The organism is Pseudodesulfovibrio aespoeensis Aspo-2, from assembly GCF_000176915.2.
GTDB lineage: Bacteria > Desulfobacterota > Desulfovibrionia > Desulfovibrionales > Desulfovibrionaceae > Pseudodesulfovibrio > Pseudodesulfovibrio aespoeensis.
This window is the reverse complement of the sequence record NC_014844.1, coordinates 2,870,658-2,887,025: the sequence shown is the minus strand read 5'-3', so window position 1 is coordinate 2,887,025 and position 16,368 is coordinate 2,870,658. Positions and strand designations below refer to the sequence as shown.

At 66.2% G+C, this 16,368-nt stretch carries 13 protein-coding genes; 6 read left to right on the top strand and 7 right to left on the bottom strand.

Annotated elements, in window-relative coordinates; all coding sequences use genetic code 11:
- Window positions 1-34 precede the first annotated feature (34 nt).
- The 4 genes from DAES_RS13400 to DAES_RS13385 all read left to right on the top strand — a co-directional run bounded on the left by DAES_RS13400 (window position 35) and on the right by DAES_RS13385 (window position 6,147).
- Window positions 35-2,143: an acyl-CoA dehydrogenase family protein gene (locus DAES_RS13400; RefSeq protein ID WP_013515571.1), complete on the top strand. Its 2,109-nt coding sequence runs from the start codon at window positions 35-37 to the stop codon at window positions 2,141-2,143.
- Between the two features lie 200 nt (window positions 2,144-2,343).
- On the top strand, window positions 2,344-4,200 hold the full coding sequence (locus tag DAES_RS13395; RefSeq protein WP_013515570.1) for a 4Fe-4S ferredoxin: 1,857 nt from the start codon (window positions 2,344-2,346) through the stop codon (window positions 4,198-4,200).
- Between the two features lie 110 nt (window positions 4,201-4,310).
- Window positions 4,311-5,117, top strand: a complete 807-nt coding sequence (locus tag DAES_RS13390) for an electron transfer flavoprotein subunit beta/FixA family protein (RefSeq protein WP_013515569.1) — start codon at window positions 4,311-4,313, stop codon at window positions 5,115-5,117.
- A 16-nt stretch (window positions 5,118-5,133) separates the two neighbouring features.
- Entirely contained in the window at window positions 5,134-6,147 is a 1,014-nt protein-coding gene (locus DAES_RS13385; RefSeq protein ID WP_013515568.1) for an electron transfer flavoprotein subunit alpha, read from the top strand.
- 226 nt (window positions 6,148-6,373) lie between these two features.
- On the opposite strand, the gene DAES_RS17025 is transcribed toward DAES_RS13385, so the two are convergent.
- From DAES_RS17025 to DAES_RS13350, 7 genes are all read right to left on the bottom strand, one after another.
- Entirely contained in the window at window positions 6,374-8,668 is a 2,295-nt protein-coding gene (locus DAES_RS17025) for an ATP-binding protein (RefSeq protein ID WP_013515567.1), read from the bottom strand.
- 69 nt (window positions 8,669-8,737) lie between these two features.
- Entirely contained in the window at window positions 8,738-10,537 is a 1,800-nt protein-coding gene (locus tag DAES_RS13375) for a PAS domain-containing hybrid sensor histidine kinase/response regulator (RefSeq protein WP_013515566.1), read from the bottom strand.
- Window positions 10,538-10,656: 119 nt separating this feature from the next.
- Window positions 10,657-10,944 carry a mercury methylation ferredoxin HgcB gene (hgcB, locus tag DAES_RS13370; protein ID WP_013515565.1) on the bottom strand — a complete coding sequence of 96 codons (288 nt, stop codon included), beginning with the start codon at window positions 10,942-10,944 and terminating at the stop codon, window positions 10,657-10,659.
- Between the two features lie 14 nt (window positions 10,945-10,958).
- Window positions 10,959-12,104, bottom strand: coding sequence for a mercury methylation corrinoid protein HgcA (hgcA, locus tag DAES_RS13365; protein WP_252989025.1), 1,146 nt, complete (start codon window positions 12,102-12,104; stop codon window positions 10,959-10,961).
- A gap of 68 nt (window positions 12,105-12,172) precedes the next feature.
- Window positions 12,173-12,505, bottom strand: coding sequence for an ArsR/SmtB family transcription factor (locus DAES_RS13360; RefSeq protein WP_236608413.1), 333 nt, complete (start codon window positions 12,503-12,505; stop codon window positions 12,173-12,175).
- A 115-nt stretch (window positions 12,506-12,620) separates the two neighbouring features.
- Window positions 12,621-13,538: an EamA family transporter RarD gene (gene rarD, locus DAES_RS13355; protein ID WP_013515561.1), complete on the bottom strand. Its 918-nt coding sequence runs from the start codon at window positions 13,536-13,538 to the stop codon at window positions 12,621-12,623.
- Window positions 13,539-13,637: 99 nt separating this feature from the next.
- Entirely contained in the window at window positions 13,638-15,122 is a 1,485-nt protein-coding gene (locus DAES_RS13350; protein WP_013515560.1) for an aminotransferase-like domain-containing protein, read from the bottom strand.
- A 135-nt stretch (window positions 15,123-15,257) separates the two neighbouring features.
- Between DAES_RS13350 and DAES_RS13345 the strand changes: the two genes are divergently transcribed.
- Both DAES_RS13345 and DAES_RS13340 read left to right on the top strand, forming a co-directional pair.
- A complete protein-coding gene (locus DAES_RS13345; RefSeq protein ID WP_041271802.1) occupies window positions 15,258-15,977 on the top strand; it encodes an AzlC family ABC transporter permease in 720 nt (239 codons plus the stop codon).
- Entirely contained in the window at window positions 15,953-16,279 is a 327-nt protein-coding gene (locus tag DAES_RS13340) for an AzlD domain-containing protein (RefSeq protein WP_013515558.1), read from the top strand. Before DAES_RS13345 ends, DAES_RS13340 begins: the two co-directional genes overlap by 25 nt.
- Window positions 16,280-16,368 lie beyond the last annotated feature (89 nt).

Genomic DNA, 16,368 nt, shown 5'->3' with positions numbered 1-16,368 from the left:
ATTCCGGCATCAAATCAAACTCAGGAAAGGTTCTATGTATACATTGCGTACTCTTCCGGGAGACGACGTCCGTCAGATCATGTGGCGTTTTTCCGACCGTTTCGACCTCCAGATGTCCGTGCAGTCCGCCCGCTCCATCGCGCGCGGCGTGGTGGCCAAGCTGGTGGCCGAGGGCGCGCGAAACACCCACGAGTGGACCGACCAGAAAAGCGAACTGCTGACCGCCTTTGACCAAGCCGGCCTGACCGCGCTGTTCATGGACCCTCATCAGGGCGGTTTCATCGAAGGCCCCAAGAACCTGGCCCTGGCCCTGGTCGCCTTTGAGCTGTCCTGGGTGGACGCGGGTGCGGCCACCTGCTCGCTGGCCTCCAATCTGGCCCTGGCCCCCATTCACGAGAAAGGCACTCCGGAGCAGCGCGACTTCTACATGGGCAAGTGTGTGCCGCCCCAGCCGGGCGAGGATCGCCAGATCTGGCGCGGGGCGTTCGCCCTGACCGAGCCGCTGCCCTATGTGGGCGTGGACACCGGCGTGCTCTGCGGCAAGGCCTCTGTTGCCGAGTGGAAGGAAGGCCAGGAGCCGGTCCTCCAGATCGACAAGCGGGGCCGGTTCATCACCAACATGGACTTCGCCAACTTCGTCACCGCAGCGGTGGAGTCCGCAGACGAGCGCATCAAGGGCTCGTTCATGGTCATCCTCGAAGACACGGACGAAGGGCTCTTTGACCGGGGTGCGCCCACCCTCAAGATGGTCCACCAGCTTTCCTCCACCCGCGATCCCGTGCTCAATCTCAAGGTTCCGGCCAGCCGCATCATCGGCGGCTACGAGGTGGTGGACGGCGTGATCGTGCCCAAATACACCCACTCCGAAATCATCGGCGCGGTCTTCCACCGCACCCGCATCCCGGTGGGCCTGATGTCCTCGGCCAAGCTGCTCTCGGCAGTCGAGCCGGTCATCCGCTACCACCGCAACCGGTTCCGGGGCGGCGATTCCTGCAAGGAAGGCTCCCCGCGCTTCGACAAGGGCATCCAGATCAACGAGGACTCCCTGCAGCGGCTCATCGATGTCTGGGCTTCGGGCGAGGCGGGCTGCTCCCTGGCCTTTGCCGCGTCCCGGCTGGCCGACGCCTTTGACCCCATCGAAAAGGCCAAGGAGGCCCATTTCGAGGCCCAGGGCGTGACTGGCCCGCGCAAGCAGATGGCCGCCCTGCGTGCCATCGGCGATCAGGTCAAGGAATTCATCGATCTCGAATACGCCCCGGTCGCCGAGCGCGATCAGGCGCGCCTTGAGGCCCTCAAGGCCGACACCCTGGTCCAGTATGCCCACATGGAGGCCCTGGCGGGCGTGCTCAACCCCGGCGTCAAGCTCTGGAACACCGGGGTTGGCGCGACCATGATGCGCGAGGCCGTGGCCATGGTCGGCGGGTACGGCATCACCGAGGACTGCCCCGGCTTCCTGATGCAGAAGTGGACCGACACCCAGCTTGAGGCCACCTACGAAGGCCCGGAGGCCGTGCAGCGCCGTCACCTGACCCTGACCATGACCAGCGAGGTCTTCCAGGCGATCATGACCGCCTGGGTGGGCCAGATGCAGCGCGCTGGCCGGGACGTGCCCGGCCTGGGCGGCTTTGTCCTGGCCTCGGCCATGGAGCTGTGGCAGTGGACCCTGAACCATCTGCAAAACACCACGGACGACGAGGGCCGCAAGCTCTTCCACAACAAACGCCAGGGCGTGACCTTCCCCATGGCCGATGCCCTGGGCTGGCTGCTCGGACCCTACTTCCTGGCCTGCGATGTCATGGAACTCATCGAAAAAGGCCCCATGAGCCCGACCCTGGCCGACGGCATCGACGATCTGACCGGTTTCTACAAGGATATCTGTCACGTCCAGGCCGCACGGGCCGCTGGCGAGGTGGCCCGCATCTGCACCGAGCTGGTCTATGGCTTCAATGAATGCAAGTGCAACGCCCCGGACAGTCTGCCCGGCGATCATGGCGGTTGCTGCCGGGACGAACTCCCGGAGTTCCGCGCCCTCAAGGCCAGGATCGACATGTGCATGGCTGGTTCGCGCAAGGCCAAGGACCGCGCGGGCAACGCCCTGACCGAGGTCATGATCCCCGAGGCGCTGGATTATCCCATGGGGTAATGAAAATGCGGGAGGGAAACTCTTTCGAAAGTTACCCTCCCGCGCTTTTCCTGATAATGAAACCAGACCCAAAACGCCGCTGCGCATTCCATCTGGCTCGCAAGCGCTCCCAGCCGCGTTTTCGCTAAAAAATTTTGGGAGGGTTTAGGGAACCTTTTTCAAAAGGTTCCCTGACCGCCGGAGGCAGCCTCGGAGGCACCATGAGCGATTCCACGGACACCCCTGAAGTACCCCGCGCCGAGATGGAGACCGACATCGTCTGTGTGGGCTTTGGCCCGGCGGCGGGCGGGTTTCTGACCACCCTGACGCGCGGGCTGAAGCGCGAGGACGGCACCCCGGCGGTGGAGAGCGCGGTCATGCCGGGCATGCCGCCGCAGGTGATCTGCTACGAGCGCGCCGACGACATCGGGTTCGGCGTGTCCGGCGTGGTCACCAAGGGGCGCGCCATCAGGGCGTCGTTTCCCGATCTCGACCTGAGCCAGATCCCCATGGCCCATGAGGTCACGGACGAGAAGGTGGTCTATCTGCGCGATCCCGTGGGCGCGAGCCGCAGGCCCGGCGCCTTCAGGCTGGCGGACAAGGCCTTGTCGCGCTGGATGGAGGACGACGCCTTTGAGCTGCCCTATGTGCCGCCGTTTCTTAAGAAACATCCGGGCATGATCTTTTCCATCGGCCAGTTCAACCAGTGGGTGGGTTCCAACCTGATGGGCACGGGTCTGGCCCAGATCTGGCCCGGCAGCCCGGTGGCCGCGCCGCTCATGGAGGGCAGGGCCGTCAGGGGCGTGCGCATGGTCGATCAGGGCGTGGGCAAGGATGGCGCGCTTGGCCCTGGCTCCATGCCCGGCATGGACATGAAGGCCGCCCTGACCGTGGTGGCCGACGGCCCGGTGGGCCCGGTGGGCCGCCATTTGGACCGCGAGCTGGGGTTGCCCGAGGGCAACCATCAACACGAGTGGGCCATCGGCATGAAGTGCGTGGTGGACCTGCCCGAGGGGTGCGACTGGCAGCCCGGCACCGTGCTGCACACCATCGGCTATCCCGAGCCGGAAATCTTCGGTTTTCTCTATGTCTATCCCGGCAATGTGGCCTCGCTCGGCATCTTTGTGCCCTCGTGGTTCGACAACCCGGTGCGCACCGCCTACCGCTCCATGCAGCACTGGATGCTCCACCCGTACCTGTGGAAGCGGCTTCAAGGCGGGACCATGCGCTCCTGGGGCGCCAAATCGCTCCAGGAATCGGGCAGGCGCGGCGAGCCGTTTTTGTGCGGCGACGGGTTTGCGCGCATCGGCGAGGGGTCCGGCTCCACCAACGTGCTGACCGGCTCGGGCGTGGATGAGGCATGGGCCACGGGCGTGATGCTCGGCGAGGCCGTGCTCGAACTGATGCAGGCGGGCAAGCCGTACACCAGGGAAAATCTCGAAGCCGCCTACGTGGCCAGACGCCGCGCCTCCTGGGTGGAGGCCGAGGCAAAGGTGGCGGAAAAATCGCGCGACGGCTTCACCGCATCAATCATGAAGGGATTTCTCGGCATGGCCCTGACCGGGCTGACCAACGGCTTGGTGAACATGCCCGGCAGCGCCCGCAAGCCCCAGGACCGCATTCCGACCGTCGAGGATTACTATAAGGGATACATCGCCCAGGGCGAGATCCGCGAGATCCGGGCCGAGTGCGCCCGGCAGGGCAAATCGCTGCATGACGCGCTCATGGACCGCGTGGGCTGGCCGCAGATTCCGCTCGACGGCACCCTGCTGGTCTCGCACCAGGACGCGCTGCTCATGGGCGGCAAGGTGCAGGCCGCGCCCGGCTATGCGGATCATGTGCGTTTTGCCGACCCCTACACCTGCGAGGCGTGCCGCGAGCAGGTCTGCATCGAGGCGTGTTCGGGCCAGGCCATCACCGTCAACACAGAGGGCGGCGCGCCGCTCTTTGACCGTGAAAAGTGCGTCCACTGCGGCGCATGCATCTGGAATTGCAGCAAGTCAGACCCCAAGGACAAGGAGCGGACCAACGTCCGTTTTGGAGCCGGTTCGGGCGGGCTGCATTCTGTCGAGAATTAGGCTATACGCACGGGGTGCGCCCCACGGCGCGCCGACAAAACGAATGCGGACTCTCTGCCCGCGCGATCCGGTATGGCCGGGTTTCGGGAATCATTCCAAGGAGTAATTGAATGAGTGAATTTCACATAGTGGTCTGTGGCAGCATCGTGCCCGACCCGCTGCAGACCCTGGCCCCAATCGAAGGGCCGACCGGCTGGGCGCTCAAGAACGAGATGATGCTCCCGGCAGTGCTCGACCCCTGGGCCGGGCACGCCCTGTACGAGGCTGCCGCCCTGGCCAAGAAGCATCCCGGCAGCCGCGTCTGGCTGGTCAGTTTGGCCCCCAAGGCCAAGCTCCAGCAGGTGATGATGGCTGTCAGCCAGAAGGCCCCGTTCGAGCTGGTGGTGGCTGACGGTTCGGCCTCGGGCTTCACCGACAGCTACGAGACCGCCCGCGTTTTGGCCGGGACCATCAAGGGCATCGCCGCTCTGGACACTTCGAAAATGCTGCTCTTTGGTGGCTGGCAGTCCGCCTCGCGCGGATCGGGCGCAGTCATGCAGATGGTGGGCGAGATGCTCGGCGTGACCGAGCAGTTCCAGGGTGTGGATAAGCTGACCGTGCGCGACGATGGGACCATGGAGGTCAAGGAGCGCGTCGAGGGCGGCGCGTACCAGAACTCGGTGGTGGCCGGTGCGCCTGCCGTGTTCGGCTGGGCCACGGGCGAGCTGCCCGAGCCGCCCAACAACCCGCAGATCGGCATGCAGAACATGCAGAAAAACATGCCCGCCCTGATGCAGGCCAAGCCCGCCGACCTGTCCGGCTCCGGGCTGAAGCTCTCTGCCGTGGCCGTGCCGCAGCAGCGCCGCGAAACCCGCGTGGTCAAGGACCTGCCGGTGGATGAGATGGCCCGTGAAATCGTCGAATGGCTCAAGGCGTAGCAAGGGGATATCCGATATGAGTACTGTTCTTTTTCTTGCACACACCGAATGCGACGGCACCCTGCACAAGTCCGCCCTGGAAACGCTCACCGCTGCCAAGGGGCTGGCCGAGAAGCTGGGCCACACGCTGGCCGTGGGCATCATCGGCGCTGACGTGGCCGCTGCCGCGGACTGCGTGGCCGGTTGCGGCGCGAAGATATTCGGCGTGTCCGGTCCCGGTTTTGCGGATGCGCGCTACGCCTCGGATCTGGCCGCTGCCGAGGCCATGGCCAGGGCGTGCGGCGCGCAGATCATCGTGGCCCCGGCCACCTCGCGCTTCAGCCGCGCCCTGCCGGGGCTGGCCGTGCGTCTTGAGGGCCGCGTGGACACGCACCTCTGCGGCCTCGACGTGGTGGGCGGGCAGCCTGTGGCCCGGCGCTGGTTCTACCGCCAGCGCATGGAAGGCACCCTGACGCGCAGCGAGCGGCCCTGGGTGCTGACCCTTGACTCCGGCTGCGCCGAGCCGTTCTCCGGCGCGGGCAAGGCCGAGGTCGAGGCGCTGAGCGTGGATGTCTCGTCCGTGCGCACCACTGTGGCCGGGCTGGAATGCCCCTCGGCAGACCAGCAGACCATCCGGCCCGACGCCCGCGTGCTCCTGGTGGCCGGAGCGGGCTGGACCAAGAAGCAGGCCGACGGCGCGATCCATGTGGACGTGGCCGAGGAGACCATCCTGACCTTCCTGAACGCCACCAAGAGTTCGCTTGGCTCGTCCAAATCCCTGGTGGACATCTCCGGCGAGGGCAACGCGGTCATCTCGTACCTGACGCACATGCATCAGGTGGGGCAGACCGGGGCCTCCCCGCGTCACGCCAAGGGCCTCTCCACCTGCTGCCACGGCGAGGAGCCGCACGTGGTGGGCTGGCGGTTCATAGCCGAGCGCCGGGCCATCAACACCGATGCCGGATGCGGCTGGGCTCAGGGCAAGTGCGATGTTCTCTACGTGGGCGACGCCTTTGCCATCATGAAGAAGGTCAACGAACTGCTCGGCTGATCCGCCTTGTAAAAAATCAAGGCAGGGGCCGCTCCGGGAACGGGGCGGCTCAGGCTGCTGACAAAGGCCCGATTGCGTCGTTGCTTCAAAAAAGGCAAACCCTCGCGTATTGTATATACGCGTCGGTCTTGCCTTTTTTTCGCGCCTAGCACTCGAACCTTTCTCAACAGCCTGCCAGAGTGGGCTTTGTCAATACTCTGGGTCGCTCCGGGAATGGGGCGTCGGGCTAGGTGCTGTGCCGGGCGTGGCGGGCGACGCATCGGAGCAGGGCGTGCTTGCTGACCGGCTTGGCGAGGTAGTCGGTGCAACCTGCGGCCAGACACTGTGTCTGGTCTTCCTGAAAGGCGTTGGCTGTGACCGCCACGATGGGTGTGGGGTGTCTGTCCCTCGCTGCCTCCAGGGCGCGGATGCGCCGGGTGGCCTCGTAGCCATCCATGCCGGGCATCTGGATGTCCATGAGGACGAGATCATAGCTGCCGGATTCGAATTTGCGCACTGCCTCGCCCCCGTCCACGGCGAAATCGATGCGGCAGCCGGTGTCCCTGAAGTAGAGTTCGAGCAGGGCGCGGTTGCTGTCCGAGTCCTCGGCCACCAGCACGGCGCAGGGTGTACTGGCGAGCAGGGCGGCCATATCCAGGGCATCGGGCGGCAGGGGGGCAGGGTCGGCTTCTGCGCCGTTCGCCTCGGGAAGATCCACGGTGAAGGAGAAGGTCGAGCCCTGCCCCGGTGCGCTCTCAAGGCGGATTTCGCCGCCCATCAGTTCCACCAGCCTGCGCGAGATGGCCAGCCCCAGGCCTGTGCCGCCGTATTTGCGCGTGGTGGAGGCGTCGGCCTGGGTGAAGCGTTGGAATATCTGCTCCTGGGATTCGGGCGCGATGCCGATGCCGGTGTCGGTCACGGCAAAGGTCAGGCGGCCTGGGGGGTCTGCGGCCTGCCCCACGGCGAGGCGGACAGTGCCCGACTCGGTGAACTTGATCCCGTTGTCGATGAGGTTGACCAGCACCTGGCGCAGCCGCACCGGGTCGCCGAGGAACCGCCTTGGCGCGTGGTCCGCCTGCTCGATGCGGAAAGCGAGCCCCTTCTGGGCGGCGCGTCCGGCCACGATCTCGCGGGTGCGGTTCAGGAAATCGGCCATGTCCACGGGTACGGTTTCGAGCCGGACCTCGCCCGCCTCGATCTTGGAGAGGTCGAGCACGTCGTTGATGATGCCGAGCAGCATCGCGCCTGATGACTGGAAAACCTCGATGTATTGCCGCTGGACCGGGGTGGGGTCGGTTTCGAGCATCAGGTCGGCCATGCCGAGGATGGTGTTCATGGGGGTGCGGATCTCGTGGCTCATGCCCGCCAGGAAGTCTGTCTTGGCCCGGTCCGCTGCCTCGGCGCGCTCTTTGGCCAGGGCCAGCTCGCGCTCGGTCTCGCGGCGCACTTCCATTTCGGCCTTGAGGGCCTCGTTGGTGGCCTGGGTTTCGCGGGTCCGCTCCGCCAGCTGGGCCATGAGCGACCCGGACCGCTCCACCGCGCTGCGGATGGCGTCCAGTTCCTTGAGCCGCGCCTCGGGCAGGACCACGTCCCTCTCCCCCCTGGCCATCCGCTCCAACCCGTGGACGCAACGCAGGATGGGCGTGACGATGTCGCGCTGGGAAAAGTAGAGCAGCACCCCGAAGGCCAGCATGAGCGCCCCGGCAGCCAGCAGCCCGGTCTGCATGACCCGGTCGGCCAGCCCGGCGATGGAGGTGAAACGGTCATCCGCCGTGACCTCGGCGTTGATGGACAGGCTGTCGGCCATGAACTCCAAGGATTCGTTGACTCCGAGCCACAGGCCCAGACAGGTGGCGTCCGTTTCCAGGACCTCGGCCTGCAGCCGGAAAAAGGACCGGGCGTTGTCCAGGCTGGACGCAACCCTGGGTGCGGGCGTCCCGGCCTGCCCGGCCAGCTGGAGAAATTGCGATTCCAGCCGGGCCATGGATTCCCTGTCAATGCTCCTGTCCGCCTCAAAGAGCAGCCGGGCCAGCTCCCTGCCTGGTGCGATGCCGAGGAGGGCGTCCATATCAGCGCCGCCTGTCGAGAACCCATGCAGCACGGCCAGTGCCTCGTCGTCGAGCTGGTCCCGGCGGTCCCGGAGCCGGGCGATTGCCTCGATGTCGGCATAGGCGGCCACCACCAGTTGGTTGATGGTCTCGTTCTCCTCGAAGACCGAGTCCTGGGAGAGGATGCGCCCGGCCAAAAGAAACTGGCGCCGGATGCCGCTGTCCCGTGAGTGATGGATGGTCTCGGCGAAGCGGCCCAGCCGCTCCAGGTTCAAGGCAGTGCGCTGCCGGTCGATGATGGCCGGAAGCACCTCGTCGCGGGTGGCGGTGGCCAGCTTCGAGATATCCGAGAGGGATCGGGCAACCGCCATGCCGATGATCAGGCTGGCGATGAGCGCGACGAGGCAGTAGGTGGCCACTGTGGGGACCAGCCCCTGTTTCATCTTCCAGGCGTCGGCCCCGGTGTTGTTCCTGATGTCGTTGTTCGTGTCCATGTCCCGTTGTCGGATGCCGGTTTCAGGTTCTGGAATGGGCCGGGCCGGGGCGGCTGGGGGGCATGCGCCTCATGACGCGGCCCTTTCCATGACCCGGCTGACCTCGTAAGCCAGCTCGTCCATGGTCATGGGTTTTGGCACATAGCCGTCCATGCCCTCTTTGAGAAATTTCTCCCGGTCGTCGAGCAGGGCGTGGGCCGTGAGGGCGATGACCGGGATCGATGCGTTGTGGCCGATGTCCGTGGCCCGTCTGATGGCCTGCGTGGTCTCGATGCCGTCCATGTCCGGCATCTGGATGTCCATGAGGATGCAGTCGAAGGGGGCGCTCCTGAGGGCTGCCAGCGCCTCGGTCCCGCTGCGTGCGCTGGTGGGGCGGTGGCCAATCTTTTCCAGAAACCGCTCTGCGGTCAGTCGGTTGACGGCCTCGTCCTCGACCACGAGGATGGCGTAGGAGTTGCTGTGCGCGACCGGCGCGGGCCGCTCTGCGGCGTAAGCCGGTAGCCCGTGGTCGGCACGGGCGGCCACCGAGAAGACCACGAGGGTGCCCTGGCCCGGCTGGCTGTCGATGCAGACCGACCCTCCGAGCAGGGAGACGAGGCGGCTGACGATGGGCAGGCCAAGCCCGGCCCCGCCGTACTTTCTGGCGTATGATCCATCGGCCTGGGTAAAGGGCGCGAACACCGAGACAAGCTGGTCCTGCGCTATGCCGATGCCCGTGTCCTCCACCGCGAAGATGAGAATGATGTCACCGGGGTGCCGCCTGTCGTCGGCAGCGGTGATGTCGATGCGGACAGACCCGTTGCGGGTGAACTTGAGGGCATTGCCCACGAGGTTGAAGAGAATCTGGCGCAACTTGCCCTGGTCGGCGCACAGATCATGCGGAATGGTCGGATCAATGGTGAAGCCGAGTTCCACGCCGCTGTTGTCGATCTGCGCCTTGAACACGCGCAGGACCGCATCGGCCAGCAGAGGCAGGTTCAGCCCTTCCTGGCAGACGTGGACGGCGTTGGCCTCGATCTGGGAAAGGCTCAGAACATCGTTGAGGATGGCCAGCAGGTTGCGGCCCGATGTCTCGGCGGTGGTCACGTATTCGGCCTGTTCCGGGGGCAGGTCGTGATCGCGCAGCAGCCGCAGCATGCCGAGGATGCCATTCAATGGGGTGCGTATCTCATGGCTCATGTTGGCCAGGAACTGGGTCTTGGCTATGTTGGCGGATTCGGCGACCTCCTTGGCCGACTCCAGGGCCTCCTCGGCGGCGCGCTGCTCGGTCAGGTCGATGTGGACGCCAAGGGCCCGGCGCGGCTTGCCCACCTCGTCCCACTTGAACACCCGGCCTTTGTCCAGGATCCACTTCCAGCGGTTGTCTGCGGTCAGGACGCGGTATTCGCTGGTGAATTCTTCGGTCCTTCCTTTGAGGTGATCGGTCAGGGCCGCGAGCACGCCGGGCTTGTCGTCGGGATGGACGAGGGCCTCCCAGCTCGCGTAAAAGGGCGGGAAGGCGTCGAATTCATAGCCGAGCATCCGGGCGAATTCCTCGTTGAAGACGATGTCGCCTGTCTTGATGTCCCAGTCCCAGGTGCCGATGTGGGCACCCTCTGCCGAGAGCCTGTAGCGTTCCGCGCCGAGTTCTATCTCCTCCATGGCCAGGACGGCCTTGCGCATCAGGTTTCTGACCAGACAGAAGACCAGCACGGCGGTGATGACGATGTAGAGCCATCCCTTGTAGGTTTGCAGGGAAGCGTAAGAGGTCAGGTCGCGGGCCATGATTTCGAGCAGCCGGTCGGTGAGGATGATCCACAGGCCGCCGAAGACGGCGTAAATGGCAGCCGCCTTGAGTGCCGGGAGGATGAAAAGCCTGCGTGTGTCCATGATCGTGTGCTCTTGTTGCAGGAGGATCGATCATGCGATGCTAGCAGACGCCAGTGAGCCGCGCCACTAGAATTCGGCGTTTGGTGGCCGCTTGCTTGCTCCCGGACACGGGGCGCGGGTCAGCAGCAGGTGGTTTTGACCTTGTTGCCGGTCAGCCGGGCGAGCCAGACGGCCATGATGTACGAGGCGCAGCCCACGCCGGGCCTGACCGCGATGGCGCTGGCCGGACAGTTGCGCGCGCACGCCCCGCACTCCATGCAGGCGTCGAAATCCACGATCCCGGCCTTGCGCTCGCTGACCGCAAAAACGCGGTGGGGGCAGACCGTGGCGCACATGCCGCAGCCGACGCAGGCGTCCTGGTCGAGCTTCAGGGTGGCCACCCCGTTGATGTATCGATATTCTGTCATAGGTGACTCTCGTGTCAGATGAGCGGGGCGGCGATCCAGAGGATCAGGGCGCACAGGGCCGCGCCCGCCTGGATGGGGATGGCCCGGCGCATCTCCAGCTCCACCCCGGTGGGCGAGGTGTAGGGCGTCGAGCCGGTGAAGTTCATGGCCAGGTACGAGGCCGTGGCCGTGGTCCACAGGATCAGGGCCGCTGATTCCAGCAGGCCGAGGGTCTGGGCAAAGAGCAGCGCGTTGAGCGCACCCGTGGCCACGCCGACCAGCGCGCCCTTGGGCGCGAAGCTTTGCCAGGGCAGCCGGGGCAGCAGCAGCGGCACGGCCACACCGCCCGCCGCGATGCCTGCCAGAGTGGCGCAGGCCGCGGCCAGCCCGCGCGCCCACGCCGCGCCGGGCGAGAAGATGCCCGGCCCGATGCCCGAGAGCAGGAAGGCGGCCAGGAGGGTCAGGCCGAGCGGCTTGCCCAGGATGAACAGCTCCACCGGGATCAGCTCGGCCCGCTCGCGCAGGGTGAAGGTGACGGTGCGCATGGCCTCGTCCGGGGTGTTGCCGGACTGGATGAAGGCGGGCAGGTCCGCAGCCCGGACCGGGCCCCAGAGCACCGAGAAGCCGCACTGCCGACGGACCGCGTGGCCGGCCACGCCCGTGGCTCCGAGCTGGGGCAGGATCAGCCTGCGATGGGCAACCACCTCGGCCAGCCGGGTGCGGGTCACGCTGTAGGCCACCTCGTCGGTGGAGAAGAGGTCCTTGCCCGCGGCGCACCAGATGTTGATGCCGCGCGTGTCGGCCACCAGCAGCCAGGCGTCGAGGTCTGAAAGTTCGCGCCGGACCGCGTCAAAGGTGAGCTTGTAGTTGCCGGTGACGATGACCGGCGAGTCGGATGTGGGCGTGCCCACGCAGTAGAGGCCGGGCACCACCTTGTAGTCGTAGCGGCCATAGCCCATGCGCACCGTGGCCGTCTGGAGCCGGTCGCGGGCCAAGAGGCGGGTGCGGACCCGTGGCACCGGGCCGACAGGGGTGTCCACAAAGCCGTCCACATAGGGTTCGAGGGCGTATCCAGGCCGCTCAAAGACCCCGGCACGGGGGTCGGGCTTGGGGCCTCAGCAGGGCGCGTCGCTGTCCGGCTCGCATGCAGGAGCGCAGGATTGAATGTCGCTCGGCGCCATCAGGGCGTCCAGGGAGGTCAAGCCCTCCGGGGTCTTGCCCTCTTTCATGGGAAAATCCGTGTTGCCGTTCACAGGTCGCTCCCTTTTTCGTTTCCGCTCTCGCCACAGTCCTTCAGGGCCTGCATGGCCCGGACGAGCCGGGCAAGGGCGTCCTTGTCAGCGCAATAGCAGGTCCTTGGTCCCTCGATCTCGCCCGTGACCAGCCCGGCCTCCTTGAGGATCTTGAGGTGCTGGCTGACCGTGGACTGGGCCAGGGGCATGATCTCCACGATGCCGCCGCACTGGCAGCGGTCCTCCTTGAGCAGGTGGGCCAGTATCCGCAGGCGCGCCGGATGGCCCAGGGCCTTGCAGGCCTCGGCCAGGTCGTTCATGTTCATGGTGGTGTTCATGTTGGTGTCCATGGCGGTCGCCGCTGTCGGGTGTGGTCTTTTCTCTGCGCCTTTCATCGTTGATCGACGATAGGCGATGGTTTGGGGCGTGTCAAGCGGATTGGAAGGTGGTGTCCCGGACAGCGGGTCAGTGGGTGTCGGCCTTGGTGCGGCGGTGGCGTCTGATGGCCCGGACCGAGTCGATGGTGTACAGGGCGAGGCCGGACCAGATGCAGGCAAAGGTGAGCAGGTGCGAGGGGCCGAAGGGCTCATGGTAGACAAAGACGCCCAGCGCAAAGGCGATGGAGGGGGCGATGTATTGCAGCAGGCCGATGGTGGTCAGGCGCAGGCGGCGCGCGCCAAAGGCGAACCCGATCAGCGGCAGGGCCGTGACCGCGCCCGCGCCCACCAGGAGCAGGTCGATGCGCGTGTCGCCCGCCAGGAATCCGCTCGTCCCGCTGGTCAGAAGGTGCAGGACATAGATCAGGGCTGCCGGACCCAGGACCATGGTTTCGAGGAACAGGCCGGGCAGGGACTCCACGGCGGCGATCTTGCGCAGCAGCCCGTAGCAGGCAAAGGTCACGGCCAGGGTCAGGGAAATCCAGGGGAAGTCGCCATAGCTGACCACCGAGTTGGCCACGCCCAGGGCGGCCAAACCGATGGCCGCGGTTTGCAGCGGGTTGAGCCGCTCGCGGAAGAAGACGACCCCGAAGAGGACGTTGACCAGCGGATTGATGTAGTAGCCCAGGCTGGTGGCCAGGACATTGCCCGTGTTCACGGCCCAGATGTAGAGGAGCCAGTTGCTGGCGATGGTCAGGCTGCTCAGGGTCAGGATGACGAGGTTGCGCGGCGAGCGCAGCGGGGCGAAGGTCTCGGCCCAGCGATGCTTGAAGGTCAGGATGATGGCGATAAAGACCAGGGACCACAGGATGCGGTGGCAGAGGATTTCGAGCGGGGCCACGCCCATGAGCCCTTTCCAGTAGATCGGGAGCAGCCCCCAGGCGATGAATGCGGCAAAGGCGGCCAGGAATCCGGCGGTGATTTCGCTGTGCGGTCGTTGGTTCATGGCCGTTCCCTTGTCTGTGAAGCTGGCCTGCGCAGTGTGCAGGGAAGGGGAACGGTACGCCCGCGCGACCCGGCGGTAAAGCGGAAATTCGCCTGAGTGTCAGGGGGTTGGAGCTTTTCTGGTAGCCGGGCATTTTTCATCGGTCATGGCCGCAGCCATGGCGCCGAGGGTCTCGATGCCGTGGTGCAGCGCCTCTGTCCACGGCGCGCCGCAGCTCAGACGGATGTAGTTGGCAAACCCGTCGCCCGTGGAGAAGATCGCGCCCGGTGCAATGCCGATGGAGTGCGCCCTGGCCCGGAAGAACAGCTCCACGGAATCCACGGTGTCGGGCAGTTCGAGCCACAGGACCGCGCCGCCAGCCGGGTGGGTGACGCGGGTGCCTGGGGGAAAGTGTCGGCCCAGGTGGAGCTGCATGGTGTCCATCTGCCGTTCCAGGGCGGCACGCAGCCGCTTGAGATGGCGCTCCATGCGGCCCTGGCGCAGGTATTCGGCTATGGCCATCTGGGCCGGGGCCGAGGTGGAGACATTGGTGGTGGCCTTGATTTCGAGCACCTTCTGCCGGAACCGGCCCGGCAGCATCCAGCCCACCCGAAAGCCCGGCGCGAGGGTCTTGGAAAAGGACGAGCACAACAGCACCAGCCCGGCCCGGTCAAACTGCTTGTAGGTGCCGGGCCGCACGGGCGCGAAGTGCAGATCCGTGGACACGTCGTCCTCCACCAGGGGGATGGCGCGGCGGGCGAGCAGGGAGACGATCTCCCCTTTGGCCGCGTCCGGGGTCAGGCTGGAGTCCGGGTTGTTGAAGTTGGGGGCCAGGACGCAGGCCGCAATGTCATAGGCGCGCAGGGCGCTGTCCAGGTCTGCCGGGCGGACGCCCGTCACCGGGTCGGACGGAATCTCCACGGCGCGCAGGCCCAGGGTTTCGAGCAGTTGCAGAAAACAGTAATAGGTGGGCGACTGGATGAGCACCGTGTCGCCCGCCCGGCAGACCGAGCGCAGGGCGAGATAGAGGGCCTCCATGCACCCTGCCGTGACCACCGGGTCTGCCGGGGCGACAGCCATGCCGTGTTCCATGGAGCGGAAAGCGATCTGGCGGATCAGCTCCGGGTCGCCGGGGATGGGGGCATAGCCCATGGCCCGGCCCGGATCGTCGCGCACCACCGCCGCAGTTATGCGGGAAAGCTCCTTGAGGGGCAGGAGTCCGGTTCCGGGGGCGATGACGCCCAGCGGCACGGTGTCGGCCCGGCCCACGGATTCGAGCACGGTCTGGATCAGGCCGCCGCGCGTCACCGGGCGCGGGCCGTCCTGGGGCGCGCCCTCGCCCGCGCTCCCGGTGCGCGGCAGCCGGGCCGCGCGCTGGCGCACGAAGAACCCGGAGCGCGGGCGCGACTCGATCACCCCGGTGCGCTCAAGCTCCACATACGCCTGATTGACCGTGGAGATGGACACCCCGAGGTTGGCGCTCAGGGTGCGCAGCGAGGGCAGCCTGTCGCCCAGGCCGAGCGCCCCGGCATCGACCATGGACAGCACCTGTCGGGCCACCTCCTGATACCGGAATGCCTCGCGCTCCGTGCCTGTGTCCTGCATGGGATCCTGCCTGTTGCGGGTAATCTGTTCCGTATGAAATTGACGTATTCTGTATCTGTACCGATGGCAGATTTTCCCCTTTACTGCAAGCCCCGGCCAGGAGAAGGAAACAAGACCATGCAGGAGAAGCGGCAGATGACCACCACAACCATGGAAACGGACGGCGCGCGGGGCGCATGGCTGTCGGGCGTCCGGCAGGCGGCCCCCATCGTCATGGGCTACCTGCCCGTGGGCGCGGCCTTTGGCGTGCTGGCCCACAAGACCGGATTGACCGCTCTGAACACGGTGCTCATGTCCCTGCTCGTCTACGCCGGGTCGGCCCAGCTCATCGCGGTGGCCATGTTCGCCGCCGGGATGCCGCCCCTGTCCATCGTGGCCACGACCCTGGTGGTCAATCTGCGCCACCTGCTCATGACCGCCTCGCTGGCCCCGAATCTCAAGGGGTGGCCGCGCTGGCAGCTCGGCTTGTTCGCCTATCAGGTCACGGACGAGACCTTTGCCCTGCACTCCACCCGGTTCGGCAGGGGTGACACGGCCCGCCCGGTCTCGTTCGTCATCAACGCGGTGGCTCACCTCGCCTGGGTACTCGCCTCGTGGGCAGGATATCTGGCCGGATCGGCCATCCCGGACATCCGCCCCCTGGGCCTCGACTACGCCCTGCCCGCCATGTTCATCGCCCTGCTGGCCATGCAGATGCGCAACGGCCTGCACGTCTTTGTGGCCGGGTTCACCGGGCTGGCCTCCATCGCCCTGGTCCAGGCCGGGGCCGACAGGTTCAGCGTGATCATCGCCACCATCATCGGCGCCACCTTTGGCGCAGGAGTGGAATCATGGATGAAACGGCAGTCTTCCTGACCATCGCGGGCATGACCCTGGTCACCTGCGTCCCGCGCGTGGTCCCGGTCCTGCTGCTGGCCTCGCGCTCACTGCCCGGTCCGGTGGTGCGCTGGCTCTCCTACGTGCCCACGGCGGTCCTCTCGGCCATGCTGTTCCCGTCGCTCCTGCTCAAGGACGCGTCCTTTGACATCACTCCGGGGAACCTGTTCCTCTTGGCTGCGATCCCTGCCTTTTTTCTGGCCTGGCGGACCCGCAGTTTCTTCGGCACCGTGGCCCTGGGCATGGGGCTGGTGGCCGCAGGCCGCTGGTTCCTCGGCTAGCCGGATCCCGTCGGGCCACCCTCCGATATATAATGGATTAATCGATTGAGTTCGGGTATCAAAGTCCAGACCATGACGGCCATATCGGT

What these genes read in the sequence shown, in the direction of transcription:
- DAES_RS17025 (WP_013515567.1), bottom strand. Translation starts at nt 8,668, where the DNA reads ATGGACACGAACAACGACATCAGGAACAACACCGGGGCCGACGCCTGG.
- DAES_RS13400 (WP_013515571.1), top strand. Translation starts at nt 35, where the DNA reads ATGTATACATTGCGTACTCTTCCGGGAGACGACGTCCGTCAGATCATG.
- DAES_RS13375 (WP_013515566.1), bottom strand. Translation starts at nt 10,537, where the DNA reads ATGGACACACGCAGGCTTTTCATCCTCCCGGCACTCAAGGCGGCTGCC.
- DAES_RS13395 (WP_013515570.1), top strand. Translation starts at nt 2,344, where the DNA reads ATGAGCGATTCCACGGACACCCCTGAAGTACCCCGCGCCGAGATGGAG.
- hgcB (WP_013515565.1), bottom strand. Translation starts at nt 10,944, where the DNA reads ATGACAGAATATCGATACATCAACGGGGTGGCCACCCTGAAGCTCGAC.
- DAES_RS13385 (WP_013515568.1), top strand. Translation starts at nt 5,134, where the DNA reads ATGAGTACTGTTCTTTTTCTTGCACACACCGAATGCGACGGCACCCTG.
- DAES_RS13345 (WP_041271802.1), top strand. Translation starts at nt 15,258, where the DNA reads ATGACCACCACAACCATGGAAACGGACGGCGCGCGGGGCGCATGGCTG.
- DAES_RS13350 (WP_013515560.1), bottom strand. Translation starts at nt 15,122, where the DNA reads ATGCAGGACACAGGCACGGAGCGCGAGGCATTCCGGTATCAGGAGGTG.
- rarD (WP_013515561.1), bottom strand. Translation starts at nt 13,538, where the DNA reads ATGAACCAACGACCGCACAGCGAAATCACCGCCGGATTCCTGGCCGCC.
- DAES_RS13340 (WP_013515558.1), top strand. Translation starts at nt 15,953, where the DNA reads ATGGATGAAACGGCAGTCTTCCTGACCATCGCGGGCATGACCCTGGTC.
- DAES_RS13390 (WP_013515569.1), top strand. Translation starts at nt 4,311, where the DNA reads ATGAGTGAATTTCACATAGTGGTCTGTGGCAGCATCGTGCCCGACCCG.
- DAES_RS13360 (WP_236608413.1), bottom strand. Translation starts at nt 12,505, where the DNA reads ATGGACACCAACATGAACACCACCATGAACATGAACGACCTGGCCGAG.